The 14,925-nt window shown below is 67.9% G+C and carries 15 protein-coding genes; 8 read left to right on the top strand and 7 right to left on the bottom strand.

The annotated features are described in order from the left end of the window. Positions 1 to 3: 3 nt before the first annotated feature. The 7 genes from AC6LJ5_RS17120 to AC6LJ5_RS17090 all read right to left on the bottom strand — a co-directional run bounded on the left by AC6LJ5_RS17120 (position 4) and on the right by AC6LJ5_RS17090 (position 5,393). Positions 4 to 1,023: a DUF3426 domain-containing protein gene (locus AC6LJ5_RS17120; RefSeq protein ID WP_498141106.1), complete on the bottom strand. Its 1,020-nt coding sequence runs from the start codon at positions 1,021 to 1,023 to the stop codon at positions 4 to 6. After that, complete coding sequence (locus tag AC6LJ5_RS17115) at positions 953 to 1,381, bottom strand: MJ0042-type zinc finger domain-containing protein (protein WP_498141105.1); 429 nt, start codon at positions 1,379 to 1,381, stop codon at positions 953 to 955. Before AC6LJ5_RS17115 ends, AC6LJ5_RS17120 begins: the two co-directional genes overlap by 71 nt. A 23-nt stretch (positions 1,382 to 1,404) precedes the next feature. Continuing rightward, a complete protein-coding gene (gene prmA, locus AC6LJ5_RS17110; RefSeq protein WP_103272347.1) occupies positions 1,405 to 2,328 on the bottom strand; it encodes a 50S ribosomal protein L11 methyltransferase in 924 nt (307 codons plus the stop codon). Positions 2,329 to 2,424: 96 nt separating this feature from the next. Beyond that, on the bottom strand, positions 2,425 to 3,771 hold the full coding sequence (accC, locus tag AC6LJ5_RS17105) for an acetyl-CoA carboxylase biotin carboxylase subunit (protein WP_103272346.1): 1,347 nt from the start codon (positions 3,769 to 3,771) through the stop codon (positions 2,425 to 2,427). 8 nt (positions 3,772 to 3,779) lie between these two features. Then, positions 3,780 to 4,238: an acetyl-CoA carboxylase biotin carboxyl carrier protein gene (gene accB, locus AC6LJ5_RS17100; protein ID WP_103272345.1), complete on the bottom strand. Its 459-nt coding sequence runs from the start codon at positions 4,236 to 4,238 to the stop codon at positions 3,780 to 3,782. A gap of 87 nt (positions 4,239 to 4,325) precedes the next feature. Beyond that, positions 4,326 to 4,760, bottom strand: coding sequence for a type II 3-dehydroquinate dehydratase (gene aroQ / locus AC6LJ5_RS17095; protein ID WP_103272344.1), 435 nt, complete (start codon positions 4,758 to 4,760; stop codon positions 4,326 to 4,328). A gap of 96 nt (positions 4,761 to 4,856) precedes the next feature. Then, complete coding sequence (locus AC6LJ5_RS17090; RefSeq protein WP_103272343.1) at positions 4,857 to 5,393, bottom strand: TlpA family protein disulfide reductase; 537 nt, start codon at positions 5,391 to 5,393, stop codon at positions 4,857 to 4,859. A gap of 119 nt (positions 5,394 to 5,512) precedes the next feature. Between AC6LJ5_RS17090 and mpl the strand changes: the two genes are divergently transcribed. From mpl to AC6LJ5_RS17050, 8 genes are all read left to right on the top strand, one after another. Next, the gene (gene mpl, locus AC6LJ5_RS17085; RefSeq protein ID WP_103272342.1) at positions 5,513 to 6,883 is read left to right on the top strand and encodes a UDP-N-acetylmuramate:L-alanyl-gamma-D-glutamyl-meso-diaminopimelate ligase; all 1,371 of its coding nucleotides are present in this window, start codon (positions 5,513 to 5,515) and stop codon (positions 6,881 to 6,883) included. A gap of 19 nt (positions 6,884 to 6,902) precedes the next feature. Further along, positions 6,903 to 7,514 (top strand): YqiA/YcfP family alpha/beta fold hydrolase, encoded by a 612-nt coding sequence (locus tag AC6LJ5_RS17080; protein ID WP_103276306.1) that lies wholly within the window; start codon positions 6,903 to 6,905, stop codon positions 7,512 to 7,514. Between the two features lie 77 nt (positions 7,515 to 7,591). Then, positions 7,592 to 9,502, top strand: a complete 1,911-nt coding sequence (locus AC6LJ5_RS17075) for a ribonuclease catalytic domain-containing protein (RefSeq protein ID WP_103272341.1) — start codon at positions 7,592 to 7,594, stop codon at positions 9,500 to 9,502. 172 nt (positions 9,503 to 9,674) lie between these two features. After that, a complete protein-coding gene (locus AC6LJ5_RS17070; protein ID WP_498141104.1) occupies positions 9,675 to 10,388 on the top strand; it encodes a response regulator transcription factor in 714 nt (237 codons plus the stop codon). Positions 10,389 to 10,391: 3 nt separating this feature from the next. After that, on the top strand, positions 10,392 to 12,878 hold the full coding sequence (locus AC6LJ5_RS17065; protein ID WP_498141103.1) for a sensor histidine kinase: 2,487 nt from the start codon (positions 10,392 to 10,394) through the stop codon (positions 12,876 to 12,878). A gap of 58 nt (positions 12,879 to 12,936) precedes the next feature. Next, positions 12,937 to 13,275, top strand: coding sequence for a type II toxin-antitoxin system RelE/ParE family toxin (locus tag AC6LJ5_RS17060; RefSeq protein ID WP_498141102.1), 339 nt, complete (start codon positions 12,937 to 12,939; stop codon positions 13,273 to 13,275). Continuing rightward, a complete protein-coding gene (locus AC6LJ5_RS17055) occupies positions 13,272 to 13,553 on the top strand; it encodes a helix-turn-helix domain-containing protein (RefSeq protein WP_498141101.1) in 282 nt (93 codons plus the stop codon). The genes AC6LJ5_RS17060 and AC6LJ5_RS17055 overlap by 4 nt, the downstream gene beginning before the upstream one ends. A gap of 185 nt (positions 13,554 to 13,738) precedes the next feature. Further along, a complete protein-coding gene (locus tag AC6LJ5_RS17050; protein WP_103272337.1) occupies positions 13,739 to 14,848 on the top strand; it encodes an ABC transporter substrate-binding protein in 1,110 nt (369 codons plus the stop codon). Positions 14,849 to 14,925: the final 77 nt, after the last annotated feature.

Here is a 14,925-nt window from a genome sequence, read left to right as displayed (position 1 = left end):
AATTTAGGGAAAGAATTTGTCGAGCTGATAGCCGTTGACCTGGACGCCCGCCACTTCGATGGGCACCGAGATATTGAGCTCGCCGGCCGGGCCGAAGGGGCCGCGCAGTTGCTCCGGCGTCAGGTAATCCTCGGGCCGCAGCACCTTGCGCACGACCACGGTATCCGACAGGTCGGTCAGATCCAGCACCAGCGCGGGCCAATGCTGCGGCTTGTCATAGCGGTTGCGCAGCATCAGGTTCAGCACCAGGCGGCTGCGGCCGTCATCGATGGCGGCAGCGCCCGGCGGCGGCTGCAGCGAAGAAGCGGAAATCGCGATGCGCTCCAGGCGGCGCGCGTAGCCCACCGTGCAGCCCATGGAGCGGCAGGCGGCTTCCAGCGCCGGACGCAGCGCCGGCACGGAATTGGCGATATCCACGCGGTAGGCATAAAGCAGTTGCAGGCCCAGCGCGATCAGGCCCAGCAGGCATCCGTAGCCCCAGAGCCGGCGCAGCAGGCCCCGGCGCGCCTGCCGGTCCTGGTCCAGGAATTCCGGCGGAGCGCGTCCCACGTCGGTGGCGCTGGAATAGCGGGTGCGAGACTCGCCCAGCACCGGCGCGCCATCCTGTAGCGCGTCGCCGTCGGCGTCTTCAAAGTCAGTGGCGTCTTCATCGGCATGGCCGCGGCCGTCGTCGAGGGCGCCGTCGTCCTCTACGCGCGCCCGCAATGCCGGCTCACGCACCGCCTCGGCGCGCACCGGCGCACTCCAGGACAGCGACGGCTCGCCGCGCCGGTCGTCGGCTACGAACGCCTCGCCGCGACGCTCCTCGAATCGTGGAGCCGCGGGGCGCGAGTGCGGATAGCGCTCATCAGCACGGTCGCGCCAGCCGCTCGCATCATCATGCCCGTCCTCGCCGTGACGACGACCGCCCCGTGGTTCATCGTCCTGCGATTCGTCATCATGCAGCTCATCGTCATCCAGCTCGTCGGCGCGCGCGTCCTGGTCCTGCGCCTGCCGGCGGATCTGTTCGCGGCTGCGCAGCACGGCGGGCGGCGTCGCGGATGGCGGCTGCGCCCAAGGCCGCGCCGGGGATTGCGAGAAAGCAGGCTCGTCTTCCCACGGCGGCACCGGCTCGGACGCCCGGGCAGTCGGAGTCTCGGGCCGAACCAAGGGAGGAACCGCATGGGCCGGCTCGGCGGCCCGGGGCCGCAGTCGCGGCCGGCATGGCGACCGGCGTCTCGGCCTGCCGCCCGGGAACGTCCGCGGGCGGCACCAGACTGGCCCGGCCGTCGAACACCGTGGAGCAGGCGCCGCAGCGCACCAGGCCATTGCGGATCCGCAACTGGTCCGGCACCACCTTGAAGGCGGTGCCGCAATGCGGGCAGCGGGTGGTCAAAGCCATGGCGTTGCGCGGCAGCTATGCGTTCAGGCCTTGCGGCCGTGCAGGCAGACCCAGCCGTCGCGCGCGCGCCAGACCGACATGGCGATCCACGGCGCATAGGCGGCGGCGACTTCCTCGGCCTGCCGTTCCAGCACGCCCGAGAGCACCAGTTGCCCGCCGGGCGCGACGCGGCCGGCCAGCATGGGCGCCAGCACCTTCAACGGGTTCGACAGGATATTGGCGACCACGACCTGGAACGTGCCGTCCTTCAGGCCGTCGGGCAGCATGGCGTCCAGCTCGACGCCGTTGACCTGGGCGTTGAACACGGTGCTCTGCACGGCTTGCGGATCGATGTCCACCGCCTGGGTCGGCCCCGCGCCCAGCTTGCGCGCGGCGATGGCCAGGATGCCCGAGCCGCAGCCGTAGTCCAGCAGCGTCGCGCCGGCCGGCAGCTCGGCTTCGAGCCAGGCCAGGCACAGGTGGGTCGTGGGATGGCTGCCGGTGCCGAAAGCCAGGCCCGGATCGAGTTCGATGTGGATGGCGCCGTCGGCGGCATCCAGGTCCAGCCCCGGCACGTCCGGATTGTCACGGTGCCAGCTGGGCACGATCCACAGCCGCTCGGCGACCTGGATGGGGCCGAACTGCGATTGCGTCAGCCGCACCCAGTCGGCGTCCGGCACGTCGCGCAGGCTCCAGTCCTGGAACAGCGCGGGGTCCAGCTCGCCGGCCTCGGCCGCCTCTGCCATGATCTGGGCAGGGTCGGCGCCGTCGGGCAGCAAGGCCACGACGCGGTTGCGGTCCCAGGCCTGCACGTCGGGCTCGGTGCCCGGTTCGCCGAACAAAGGACGCTCGTCGTCGGTGCCGAAATCGGCGTCCTCGACCGACACCGACAGCACGCCGGCTTCCAGCAGCGCGTCGGACAGGGCTTCGGCCTGGGCTTCCAGGCAATGGAGCACGAGTTCACGCATGAGATTCTTCCATCTGGACGACGGGCCGCGGCATGCGCCGCGGCCCGTTCGACCGTAAAAACACAAAAGGGGCCTCGCGGCCCCGGAAAAAGCGGATCAAGGCCGCTGGGCCAGCTTGTTTTCCAGATAATGGATGCTGGTGCCGCCTTCGATGAAGCGGGCGTCCTGCAACAGCTCGCGATGCAGCGGGATGTTGGTCGAAATGCCTTCCACCACCATTTCCGACAGGGCCGTGCGCATGCGGGCCAGCGCCTGGTCGCGCGTATCGCCGTAGGTAATGACCTTGGCGATCATGGAATCATAGTTCGGCGGCACGAAATAACCGTTGAACGCGTGCGAATCGATACGAACGCCAGGGCCGCCCGGGGTGTGCCAGTTGGTGATGCGGCCGGGGCTGGGCACGAAGCGGAACGGATCCTCGGCGTTGATGCGGCATTCGATCGCATGACCCTTGAAGCCGATGTCGCGCTGGCGCAGCGTGAACTTCTCGCCGGCGGCGATCAGGATCTGCTGCTGGACCAGGTCCACGCCGGTGATCAGCTCGGTGACGGGATGCTCGACCTGGATGCGGGTGTTCATTTCGATGAAATAGAACTCGCCGTTTTCATACAGGAACTCGAACGTGCCCGCGCCGCGATAGCCCATCTTGCGGCAGGCGTCGGCGCAGCGGTCGCCGATGCGCTCGATCAGCCGGCGCGCGATGCCGGGGGCCGGCGCTTCCTCGATGACCTTCTGGTGGCGGCGCTGCATGGAGCAGTCGCGCTCGCCCAGCCAGACCGCGTTGCGGCCGCCGTCGGCCAGCACCTGGATTTCCACGTGGCGCGGATTCTCCAGGAACTTCTCCATATAGACTTCGGGATTGTTGAACGCGGCGCCGGCCTCGGAACGCGTCATCGTGACGGCGTTCAGCAGCGCGGCTTCCGTGTACACCACCCGCATGCCGCGGCCGCCGCCGCCGCCCGCGGCCTTGATGATGACCGGGTAGCCGACTTCGCGCCCAATGCGCACGATTTCCTGCGGATCGTCGGGCAACGCGCCCTCGGAACCGGGCACCACCGGCACGCCGGCCTCGATCATGGCGCGCTTGGCGCTGACCTTGTCGCCCATCAGGCGAATGGTGTCGGGACGCGGACCGATGAACACGAAGCCGCTTTTCTCGACGCGCTCGGCGAAATCGGCGTTTTCCGACAGGAAACCATAGCCGGGGTGGATCGCCTCGGAATCGGTGACTTCGGCGGCCGAGATGATGGCCGGCATGTTCAGGTAGCTTTCACGCGAGGGCGCGGGCCCGATGCACACGGACTCATCGGCCAGGCGCACGTACTTGGCTTCGCGATCGGCCTCGGAGTGCACCACCACGGTCTTGATGCCCAGCTCGCGGCAAGCGCGCTGAATGCGCAGGGCGATCTCGCCCCGGTTGGCGATCAGGATTTTTTCGAACATATCAGCGATCAGCCAATGACGAACAGGGGCTGGCCGTACTCGACGGGTTCGCCGTTCTCGACCAGGATTTCCTTGATCACGCCGGACTTGTCGGCTTCGATCTCATTGAGCAGCTTCATGGCTTCAATGATGCAGAGGGGATCGCCTTCCTTGACGCTCTGGCCGACGTCGATGAACGGCGCGGCGCCCGGGTTCGGCGAGCGGTAGAACGTGCCGACCATCGGCGCCTTGACCACATGGCCCTGGATCGCGGCCGGCGCCGGCGCGGCGGGCGCGGCAGCGGCGGGCGCAGGCGCGGCCACCGGCGCAGCGGCCACGCCGGCCTCGGGCTGATGGTACGCGACCGGCTGCAGGGTCTGCGAGAACTTGACGATGCGAACCTTGCCTTCGCCTTCGGTGATTTCCAGCTCGGCGATGCCCGATTCAGCCACCAGGTCGATCAGGGTTTTGAGTTTTCGAAGGTCCATAGAAGCTGCTTCCCGAAATAGTGTCGGCAACGTCCCTGCGTCGGGACCGCGCCGTTTAAGATGTAAAAGCGATGTGTTGGAGCGAGATCAGTGCCGCACCGCGTAGCGCAGGGCCGCCTCGTAGCCGTCCGCGCCCAGGCCGCTGATGAGGCCTACCGCCAGATCGGACAGATACGAGTGATGCCTGAAGGGCTCCCGCTTATACAGGTTGGACAAATGTACTTCAATAAATGGGATCGCGACCCCGGCCAGCGCATCGCGAACCGCGACGCTGGTGTGCGTGTAAGCCGCCGCGTTGATGATGATGAAGTCCGTGCCGTCTTGCCGCGCCGCCTGGATGCGATCGACCAGTGCGCCCTCGTGATTGCTCTGCCACGCCGTGAGCGTGGCGCCCAGTTCCCCTGCAAGCCGTTCCAGGTTTTCATTGATCTGCTGCAGCGTCAGACTGCCGTAGATATGAGGTTCCCGGGTGCCTAGCAGGTTCAGATTCGGGCCATGCAATACCAGTATGTTTTGCGCCATGCGCTTGCCAATGAGTGGATTGCCAATCTTGATTTGTTGGCAAAACAGCCGATAAACCAGCTTTTTACGCCAATTCCCACCATTTGTCCAACAGACTTACGCCTTCAAACCGGCCAAAGTCTGATCCAGGTCCTGGGGCTGAATTTCACCCAGGATCTTCCGGTTAATTCCACCATCTGCATTGAAAACAACCGTAAAAGGCAAGCCGCCGCTAGGATTGCCCAGCTTGCGCAACACATCGATGCCACCGGCGCCCAACACCCACAGCGGATACGAAACCTGCACTTTCTCGACAAATTTCTGCATATTGGCGGCTGAATCAACGCCGATACCCACAAAGCGCACTTTCGGATATTTTTTCTGCAAGGCATCCAGCTCGGGCATCTCCTTGACGCAAGGCGCGCACCAGGTCGCCCAGAAATTCACCAGCATGGGCTGCCCTTTCCAGGCGTCCAGCGAATGCGAGGCGCCGCTCAGGTCGGGCAGGCGCAGCGCCATCAGCGAGGCGACGGGATCGACCTGCGCGTCGGCGGCCTGCGGCGCTTGCGACTTGCCGCGACCCAGCCAGGTGAACACGCCGGCCGCGGTGGCGGCGACGGCCACGCCGGCGGAAAGAATGAGACGTCGATTCATGGCGCGATCATAACCGCTGCCGTGGGTTTGCGCCTTGCGCCGGCACAGTCCGGCCCACCGCCATGCGGCGCAGCCTGGCCCGCCTCTATATATACAATGCAGCACAGGAGAGTTTTTCAATGCATCTGCATATTCTTGGCATCTGCGGTACGTTCATGGGCGGGCTGGCGCTGATCGCGCGTGCCGCCGGACACAAGGTCACCGGCTGCGACGCGGGCGTCTATCCGCCCATGAGCACGCAGCTGGCCGAACAAGGCATCGAGCTGATCGAAGGGTTCGGCCCCGAGCAACTGGCGCTCAAGCCCGACCTGTACGTGATCGGCAACGTGGTCAGCCGCGGCAACCCGCTGATGGAAGCCATCCTGGAATCGGGCGCGCGCTATGTCTCCGGCCCGCAATGGCTGGGCGACAACATCCTGCCCGGCGCCCATGTGCTGGCGGTGGCCGGCACCCACGGCAAGACCACCACCAGCTCCATGCTGACCTGGATCCTGGAAGCGGCGGGCCTGGCGCCCAACTTCCTGATCGGCGGCGTGGCGCCCGACCTGCACGTCTCGGCCCGGTACAGCCCCACGCAGCGACATTTCGTGATCGAGGCGGACGAGTACGACACGGCCTTCTTCGACAAGCGCTCGAAGTTCGTGCACTACCGCCCCCGCACCGCGATCCTGAACAACCTCGAATACGATCACGCCGACATCTTTCCCGATCTGGCCGCCATCGAAACCCAATTCCATCACCTGGTCCGCACCATTCCCGGCTCGGGCCGCATCCTGCGCCCGACGCATTCCGACGCGCTCGACCGCGTACTGGCGCGCGGCTGCTGGTCGGAAACGGTCACGTTCGGCGACGATGGCCGCTGGCAGGCGTCCGAACCCGACGCAGAGGGCGCCTTTATCGTCCGCCGCGACGGTCAGGACATCGGCACGGTGCGCTGGTCGCTCGGCGGCGAACACAACCGCATGAACGCGCTGGCCGCGCTGGCCGCCGCCGACCATGCCGGCGTGCCGGCGGCCCAGGGCATCGAGGCGCTGAGCCGCTTCGGCGGCGTCAAACGCCGCATGGAATTGCGCGGCACGGTCCAGGGCGTGAAGGTCTATGACGACTTCGCGCACCATCCCACCGCCATCGCCACCACCATCGCCGGCCTGCGCCGTCAGGTGGGGCAGGCCCGCATCCTGGCCGTGCTGGAGCCCCGCTCCAACACCATGAAACTCGGCACCATGGCCGCCCGCCTGCCCGATGCGCTGGCTGGCGCCGACCTGGTGTTCTGCTTCGGCGCCAAGTCCGGCAAGCACGCGCTGGGCTGGGACCCGGCCGAGGTGCTGGCGCCGCTGGGCGCGCGCGCCAGCCATCGCGACGACATCGACGCGCTGGTGGACGCGGTGGTCCAGGCTGCCCGACCCGGCGACCATGTGCTGGTCATGAGCAACGGCGGCTTCGGCGGCATCCACGGCAAGCTGCTGGATGCGCTGGAGCGACGCGCTTGAGGCGCGCAAGGACGACGCGATGAGCAGCTCGATCCTCTACCTGCATGGCTTTCGCTCGTCGCCGACCTCGTTCAAGGCCCGCCTGATGGCCGACGCCATGGCCGAACGCGGCCTGGCCGGCGCCTGGGCCTGCCCTCAACTACCCGCCAGCCCGCGCCAGGCCATCGACCTGGCCATGGATATCGCCCGCCGCCAGCTGGAAGGCGCGCCCGATCCGCGGGCGCTGACGGTCATCGGCTCATCGCTGGGCGGTTTCTACGCCACCTGGCTGGCCGAGCAGCTGGGCTGCCAGGCCGTGCTGCTCAATCCGGCCGTCCAGGCCCCGCGCGACCTGGCCACCCAGGTCGGCGAACACCGCATGTATCATTCGGACGAACCCTTCGTTTTCCTGCCGGAATACGTGGACGAGTTGACGGCGATCCACGCGCCCGCCATCACGCGACCCGAGCGCTACTTCCTGGTGGCGGCCACGGGGGACGAAGTGCTGGACTGGCGCGAAATGCGCGACCGCTACGCGGGCTGCCGCCAGCGCATCGTGCAGGGCAGCGACCACGGCCTGTCCGACTTCGCCCGCTGGATGCCCGAGGTTCTCGAATTCGCGCTTGGCGCGGAGCCCGTTCGCCCCCAATAATCCATCTGTGCCCCGAACTCCATAACGACAGCTGCACCACGGCGGCGCGTGCGCGCCGTCCAGGACGATCCACCACCATGTATGTGTTTTACGAAGACGACGGCAGCTTCAAGGCCGGCAACATCCTGTCCGAAACCGACGCCAGCCTGCAGGTGGAATCGGAATCCGGCAAGCGCAGCAAGATCAAGCGCGCCAACACGCTGTTCACATTCGCCGCGCCGGAACCCGCCGCGCTGATGAGCCAGGCGGCCGCCGCCGCCGAGGCGCTGGACCTGCAGTTCCTGTGGGAATGCGCGCCCCAGGAGGAATTCGATTCCCCCGCCCTGGCCGCCGATTATTTCGGCCACGCCCCCACGCCGGTCGAACAGGCCGCGCTGCTGATGCGGCTGCACGGCGCGCCCGCCTATTTCCACCGCCGCGGCAAGGGCCGCTATCGCCCCGCCCCGCCCGACATCCTGGCCGCCGCGCTGGCCGCGCTGGAGAAAAAGCAGCGTCAGGCCGAGCAGCAGCAGGAATGGGTCGATGAAATGGCCGCCGGCCGCCTGCCCGAGGAAATCGCCCAGGCGGCGGAATCGCTGCTGGTGCGCCCCGACAAGAATTCCCAGCAGTGGAAGGCGCTGGACGCGGCCTGCGCCAAGCTGGGCAAGACGCCCGACCGCCTGCTGCTGGACCTGGGCGCCTGGCCGCACGCACTGGCGCTGCACAAGCGCCGCTTCCTGGCGGTGAACTTCCCGCGCGGGCTGGCCTTCCCCGACCTGCCGTTGCCCGCCATCGAGCGCGAGCTGCCGCTGGCGGACGCCGAGATCTATTCGGTGGACGACATCACCACCACCGAAATCGACGACGCGCTCTCCGTCACCACGCTGCCCGACGGCAAGCTGCGCGTCGGCGTGCACGTGGCGGCGCCGGGCCTCCTGGTCACGCGCGACAGCGAGTTCGACAAGCTGGCGCGCGCGCGCCTGTCCACGGTCTACATGCCGGGCGACAAAATCCCCATGCAGCCGGACAGCATCATCAGCGCCTTCTCGCTGGACGCCGGGCGCGCGGTGCCGGCCCTGTCGCTGTACGTGACGGCCGACCCCGAGACCGGCGAGGTCCTCGAATCGGAAACCCGCCTCGAACGCGTGATGGTGCGCGAGAACCTGCGCCACAACATGCTGGACGCGCAGGTCACCGAAGCCAGCCTGGCCGATCCCGCCGCCGAACTGCCTTATGGCCATTGGCTGCGCCCGCTCTGGAAGCTGGCGCAGGCGCTGTCGGCGCAGCGCGAGAACGTGCGCGGCAAGCCCGAAAACAACTCGCGCGTCGAATACAGCTTCTACCTGGACGGCAACCCCGACGACCCGGACACCCCGGTGCGGCTGGTGCCGCGCCAGCGCAACGCGCCGCTGGACCGCATGGTGGCCGAGTACATGATCCTGGCCAACAACCTCTGGGGCGGACTGCTGCACCAGCACGGCGTGCCCGGCATCTACCGTTCCCAGCAGGCCGGCCGCGTGCGCATGAGCACGCAGGCGCTGCCGCATGAGGCCATCGGCGTGCCTCAGTACGCCTGGAGCACGTCACCGCTGCGCCGCTACGTGGACCTGGTCAACCAGTGGCAGCTGATCGCGGCGGTCGAGCACGGCGTGTCGGCGCGCCTGGTCGCGCCCTTCAAGCCGCGCGACGCCGACCTGTTCGCCATCATCGGCGCCTTCGACGCGCAATACGCGACCTGGGCCGAATTCCAGAGCGCGATGGAGCGCTACTGGTGCCTGCGCTGGCTCAAGCAGCACAACATCACCCGCACCGTGGCCCATGTGCTGCGCGACGATCTGGTGCGCTTCGGCAACGCGCCGCTGGTCACCCGCGTGGGCGGCATGCCCGAGCTGGAACGAGGCACCGCCGTGGAGATCGACATCCTCGGCATGGACGAGCTCTCGCTCGAACTGGACTGCCGCTATCTCGGCCAGCTGGCGCCCGCCGCCCAGGCGGAACCGCAAGCCTGACCGCGCCCGCCATCCCGCTCCGGCGGGACGGCGGCCCGCGACTGCCCGCAGCCGCCGCGCTGCCGGTACACTTCCTCCCAAAAAGCCCCGCGCGACGCGGACCGCTGCCCGCCCCGGGCGGCGGCCGCCTTGCCGCCCGCGGCACAGAACAATCATCAGATGGAGGAACGACATGCGCATTCTGCTGGTCGAGGACAACCTCGACCTGGGCGATGCCGTGGAAAGCAAGCTGCGCCTGGCCGGCCACAGCGTCCAATGGGCGCGCGACGGCCTGACGGCGTTGCGGCGCGGGCTGGACGAAACCTGGGACGCGCTGGTGCTGGACATCAACCTGCCCGGCAAGGACGGTTTCTCGGTCATCCGCGAACTGCGCGCGGCCGGACTGGAAGCGCCCGTGCTGGTCATGACCGCGCGCGCCGAGATCGAGGACAAGATCGACATGCTGGACCTGGGCGCCGATGACTACCTGGTCAAGCCTTTCGACCTGCGCGAACTCGAAGCCCGCCTGCGCGCATTGATGCGCCGCCCCGCCGGCCAGACCAGCAGCGTCACGACCTACGGCAACCTGGGCCTGGATCTGGCCGCCCGGGGCGTCAGCGTGGACGGCGCGCCGGTGGAACTGGGCCGGCGCGAATTCCGCCTGCTGGAGATCCTGCTGGGCAAATTCGGCCAGACCGTGGCCAAGGAACGCCTGATGAACCAGCTCTTCGACCTGGACGACGGCTCGCTCAATGCGCTGGAACTGCTGATCTCGCGCCTGCGCAAGAAGCTGGCGGGCGCCTCGGTGGATATCGTCACCGTGCGCGGCGTCGGCTACCTGGCCCGCCTGCACGAGACGCCGGCCGCGCGGAACGACGCCGGCGCCGGCCCGTCGACCCCGGGCTAGGCGATGAAGCCGGCCGCAGGCTTCTCGATCCGCCGCCGGGTGTTCGCGCTGGGCGTGGCGCTGCTGGCCTGCGCCCTCATCGGTCTGTTCTTCTTCCTGCGCGGCTACGCCCAGCGCGCCGCCGAGCAGGCCTTCGACCGCCTGCTGGCGGCGTCGGCGCTGACCATCGCAGGCTCGGTCCAGATCGAGGATGACGGCGTGACCGTGGAGCCGCCCGTTTCCTCGCTGGCCATGCTCTCCGGCAGCGAACGGGTGTTCTACGAGGCACTGGCCTCGAACGGCCGGCTGATCACCGGCTACGGCGACCTGGCGCCCGGCCTGCCGCTGGCGCAATCGGCCACGCCGGTCTACGACTATCTGAACTATCACGATGAACCGGTGCGCGTGGCCACCGTGGGCAGGCTGGTATCCGCCAGCCAGCACGCCGGCTGGGTGACGGTGCGCGTGGCCGAGACGCTGGGCTCGCGCGAAGCCTTGGCCGACGAGATCCTGGGCCGCAGCGTGCTGCCGCTGGTGGCGGTGGCGCTGGTGGCGCTGGGCCTCTTGTGGTTCGGCGTGCAGCGCGCCTTCGCGCCCCTGGCCGTGGTCGAGCGCGAACTGCGACGCCGCGCGCCGGACGATCTGCAACCCGTCTCCGCGCCGGTGCCACAGGAAGTCAGCCGTCTGGTCGAGGCGCTGAACGCCTTCATGCACCGCCTGTCCGGCCTGATGAACACACTGAACACGCTGGTGGCCGATGCCGCCCACCAGGTCCGCACGCCGCTGGCCTCGCTGCGCGCGCAGGCCGAGGTCGCGCTGGAAGAACCCGACCCCGAGCGCCTGCACGCCCGCATCCAGCGCATCCACCAGAACGCCACGCATGCCAGTCAGCTGATCAACCAGCTGCTGATGGACGCCACCATCACGCACCGGCTCGGCAAGGGCGCGCGCGCGCCGGTCGGCGTGGCCGAGGCGGTCAATGAAACGCGCCGCCGCATCGGTCCGCTGGAAGCGCGGCGGCTGCGCATCGACATCGCGCCCGAGGTGCGGCGCGCCCGCATCGCCGGCGACCGCGTGGCGCTGCGCGAAATGCTGCGCAATCTGGTCGACAACGCGCTGCGCTACGCTCCCGACGGTCCGGTGGACATCCAGGCCACGCCGGTGGCCGGCTACCGGGTGGCGCTGACCGTGTCCGACCGCGGCCCCGGCATCGCCGACGATGAAAAGGAGGCCGTGCAACAGCGCTTCACCCGCGGCCGCGCCGGCGAATCCCTGCCGGGCTCGGGCCTGGGCCTGGCGATCGTGCGTTCCGTGGCCGTCGCCCACGGCGGCTCGCTGTGGCTGCAGGACCGTCCCGGCGGCGGCCTGAGCGCGCGCGTCATCCTGCCGCTGGCGCGCCATCACGCGGGCCGCAGGCTCGCGGCCTGGCTTGGCGCCGCCTGCGTCGCCGGCCTGATGCTGGCCGGCGCGCCCGGCGACGCGCGGGCCGCCGGCATCCCGGAGACCGTGACCCGCTATCCCGCGCCGCAGCCGTCGGCGCGCGTGCTCACCATCGCCGGCCCGACCGACACGCCAGTAGTGGCGCCGCTGATCCAGGGCTTCCAGTCGCAGCGGCCGGACGTGAACGTGGTCTACCGGGAAATGGGCAGCCGCGAACTGTACGAAGCCATGATCGCGGGCGAGCTGAAGGACGTGGACGTGCTGATGAGTTCGGCCGCCGACCTGCAGATCCGCCTGGCCAACGACGGCTACGCGCAGCGCTATGCCTCGCCCTACGCCGCCAAGCTGCCGTCGTGGGCGGTCTGGCGCAACGAGGTCTACGGCTTCACCTTCGAGCCCGCCGTCATCGTCTACAACCCCAGACGCTACACCGAGGCCACGGTGCCGCGATCGCGCCAGGACCTGCTGCGCGCGCTGGAGCGCGACAAGGACAAGCTGCACGGCCGCGTCGGCACCTACGACATCTCGGCCAGCAGCGTGGGCTACCTGATGGCCGAGCAGGACGAACTGGTCTCGTCCAACTTCTGGGGCCTGGCCAACGCCTTCGGCCAGGTGGGCGTGCGCCTGGCCGCCACCAGCGCCGAGATCCTGGACGCCATCGAACGCGACGAACTGGACCTGGGCTACAACATGCTGGGCTCCTACGCGCTGTCGCGCCAGGCCGCCGGCAGCGACATCGGCGTGGTCTTCCCGCAGGACTATGTACTGGTGCTGGCGCGCTCGGTGCTGATCGCGCGGCGCGCGCCCAACCCCGACCTGGCCCGCCAGCTGGTCGACTGGCTGCTGTCGCCGGCCGGCCAGCAGGTCGCCTCCAGCCACGCCGCGCTCGGCTCCATCATGGAAGACACGCCGGGTCGCTGGACTTCCGAAGCCGTGCTGGCGCGCTCGCGCGGCATCGTGCAGCCCGTGGTGCTCAGCCCCGCCCTGCTGGTGGGCCTGGACCAGCGCCGCCATTCGCGCTTCGTGCAGAACTGGATCCGGTTGGTGACGGATACGCCGCCGCACAAATAGGACTCATCAAGCACGGACCGCGCTTGCGAAAATATATAAGATTTTATATATTTTCAATGTGACCGATCCCAAGCCCATCGTGTTCTGCGGCAGCGCCCTTGAAGACCTACGCGCCTTTCCCCTGCCAGCAAAGCGCCAGGCGGGTTATCAGCTCGACCGGATACAACATGGCTTGAACCCTGACGACTGGAAGCCGTTCACCATCATCGGCCCGGGCGTGCAAGAAATCCGGATACGTGACGCTTCTGGCGCGTTCCGCATCATTTACCTCGCGCGCCTGCCAGCCGCCATATACGTGCTGCATTGCTTCCAAAAGAAAACCCAGAAGACCGGCCAGGCTGACCAGGATCTCGCGGCGCGCCGCTATCGCGATCTACTGAAGGAACCAGGATCATGAGCAACCAACGATTCGACAGCATCTGGGATGCGCTCGAAGACACCGCTGAAGTCGCCGAGAACATGAAACTGCGCTCGGTCCTGATGATGGCGCTGAAGCGTCACATCGAGCGCAACGCACTGAGCCAGGCGCAGGCTGCGCAGATTTTCGGCGTCACGCAGCCTCGCGTCTCCGACCTGATGCGCGGCAAGATCAACCTGTTCGGGCTGGATGCCCTGGTGAACATGATTGCCGCCGCTGGCATGCACATCGAAATGCGGGTACAGGAAGCGGCCTAGAAGCCCGCGGGCGGCCAGGCCGCACGCACGACGCGGCGGACAGGCGCGCAACGGTCACACTCTCAGGGTTTCCCCCGACCCCCCCCATCGTCCCATGACAGGACGCCGACAGACGCCGCCTCCTAAGATGCCCGCAAGCCGGACCGAGAGTCCGCTCGTACAACATCCCTCTGGAGACGACACCCATGCTTGCCCAGTCCAAACTGGCGGCGCCGCGCGCCGCCCTGCTCGCCGCCACCTTCGTCCTCGCCGCCGGCAGCGCCTACGCGCAACAGGTGCCGGCCGGGTATCCCGCCGACTACCAGAAGATCCTGGACGGCGCGAAGAAGGAAGGCAAGGTCATCATCTATTCGACCACCGACACCAAGGCCGCCGGCCCCATCATCAAGGGCTTCGAGGCGCTGTACCCGGACGTGAAGGTCGAATACAACGACATGAACAGCACCGAGCTGTACAACCGCTACATCAGCGAGCAGGCCGCCGGCGGCAGCAGCGGCGACATCGTCTGGAGCTCGTCGATGGACTCGGCGCTGAAGCTGGCCACCGACTACGCGATGCAGTACAAGTCGCCCGAGATCGGCAAGCTGCCGGCCTGGGCCGTGTGGAAGGATTCGGCCTACGGCACGACCTTCGAGCCGGCCGTGTTCATCTACAACAAGCGCCTGATCCCGGCCGCCGAAGTGCCCACCACGCACGGCGCGCTGGCCAAGCTGATCGCGAGCCAGCCGGACAAGTTCAAGAACAAGGTCACCACCTACGACATCGAGAAGTCGGCCGTGGGCTTCATGCTGGCCGTGCAGGACAAGGCCAATGATCCCAAGTACTTCGACACGCTCAAGGACATCGCCAAGGGCGGCCTGATCGTGCAGTCGTCCACCGGCACCATGATGGAACGCGTGTCCTCGGGCGAGAACCTGATCGGCTACAACATCCTGGGTTCATACGCCGAGACCCGCGCCAAGAACGATCCGTCGCTGGGCATCGCCTACCCGACCGACTACGCGCTGGTGCTGTCGCGCGTGGCCTTCATCAGCAAGAAGGCCAAGAACCGCAACGCCGCCAAGCTGTGGATGGACTACATGCTGTCGCAGAAGGGCCAGGACATCATCGCCAACCAGGCCGACCTGGCCTCGGTGCGCGACGACATCCCCGGCGACAACGACGTCGACGGCATGACCAAGAAGCTGGGCGCCTCGCTCAAGCCGATCCCGGTCAACGAAACGCTGCTGGACTACCTGGAGCAGAACAAGCGCCTGGAATTCATCAAGCAGTGGCGCGCCGCGGCCGGCAAATAAGCCCGCCGCCGCCGGGACGCGAGCGCCGTTCCGGCAGCGCCTGACACGCGTCGGGCGGCGACCCGCCGCCCCTGCCC

The organism is Achromobacter sp. 1011791174, assembly GCF_059760925.1.
The sequence above is the reverse complement of the archived record's forward strand: the minus strand, read 5'-3'. Positions and strand labels throughout refer to the sequence as shown.

Coding starts and splice junctions, on each gene's coding strand:
- AC6LJ5_RS17115 (WP_498141105.1), bottom strand. CDS start 1,381: ATGGCTTTGACCACCCGCTGCCCGCATTGCGGCACCGCCTTCAAGGTG.
- prmA (WP_103272347.1), bottom strand. CDS start 2,328: ATGCGTGAACTCGTGCTCCATTGCCTGGAAGCCCAGGCCGAAGCCCTG.
- accC (WP_103272346.1), bottom strand. CDS start 3,771: ATGTTCGAAAAAATCCTGATCGCCAACCGGGGCGAGATCGCCCTGCGC.
- accB (WP_103272345.1), bottom strand. CDS start 4,238: ATGGACCTTCGAAAACTCAAAACCCTGATCGACCTGGTGGCTGAATCG.
- aroQ (WP_103272344.1), bottom strand. CDS start 4,760: ATGGCGCAAAACATACTGGTATTGCATGGCCCGAATCTGAACCTGCTA.
- AC6LJ5_RS17090 (WP_103272343.1), bottom strand. CDS start 5,393: ATGAATCGACGTCTCATTCTTTCCGCCGGCGTGGCCGTCGCCGCCACC.
- mpl (WP_103272342.1), top strand. CDS start 5,513: ATGCATCTGCATATTCTTGGCATCTGCGGTACGTTCATGGGCGGGCTG.
- AC6LJ5_RS17080 (WP_103276306.1), top strand. CDS start 6,903: ATGAGCAGCTCGATCCTCTACCTGCATGGCTTTCGCTCGTCGCCGACC.
- AC6LJ5_RS17075 (WP_103272341.1), top strand. CDS start 7,592: ATGTATGTGTTTTACGAAGACGACGGCAGCTTCAAGGCCGGCAACATC.
- AC6LJ5_RS17070 (WP_498141104.1), top strand. CDS start 9,675: ATGCGCATTCTGCTGGTCGAGGACAACCTCGACCTGGGCGATGCCGTG.
- AC6LJ5_RS17065 (WP_498141103.1), top strand. CDS start 10,392: ATGAAGCCGGCCGCAGGCTTCTCGATCCGCCGCCGGGTGTTCGCGCTG.
- AC6LJ5_RS17055 (WP_498141101.1), top strand. CDS start 13,272: ATGAGCAACCAACGATTCGACAGCATCTGGGATGCGCTCGAAGACACC.
- AC6LJ5_RS17050 (WP_103272337.1), top strand. CDS start 13,739: ATGCTTGCCCAGTCCAAACTGGCGGCGCCGCGCGCCGCCCTGCTCGCC.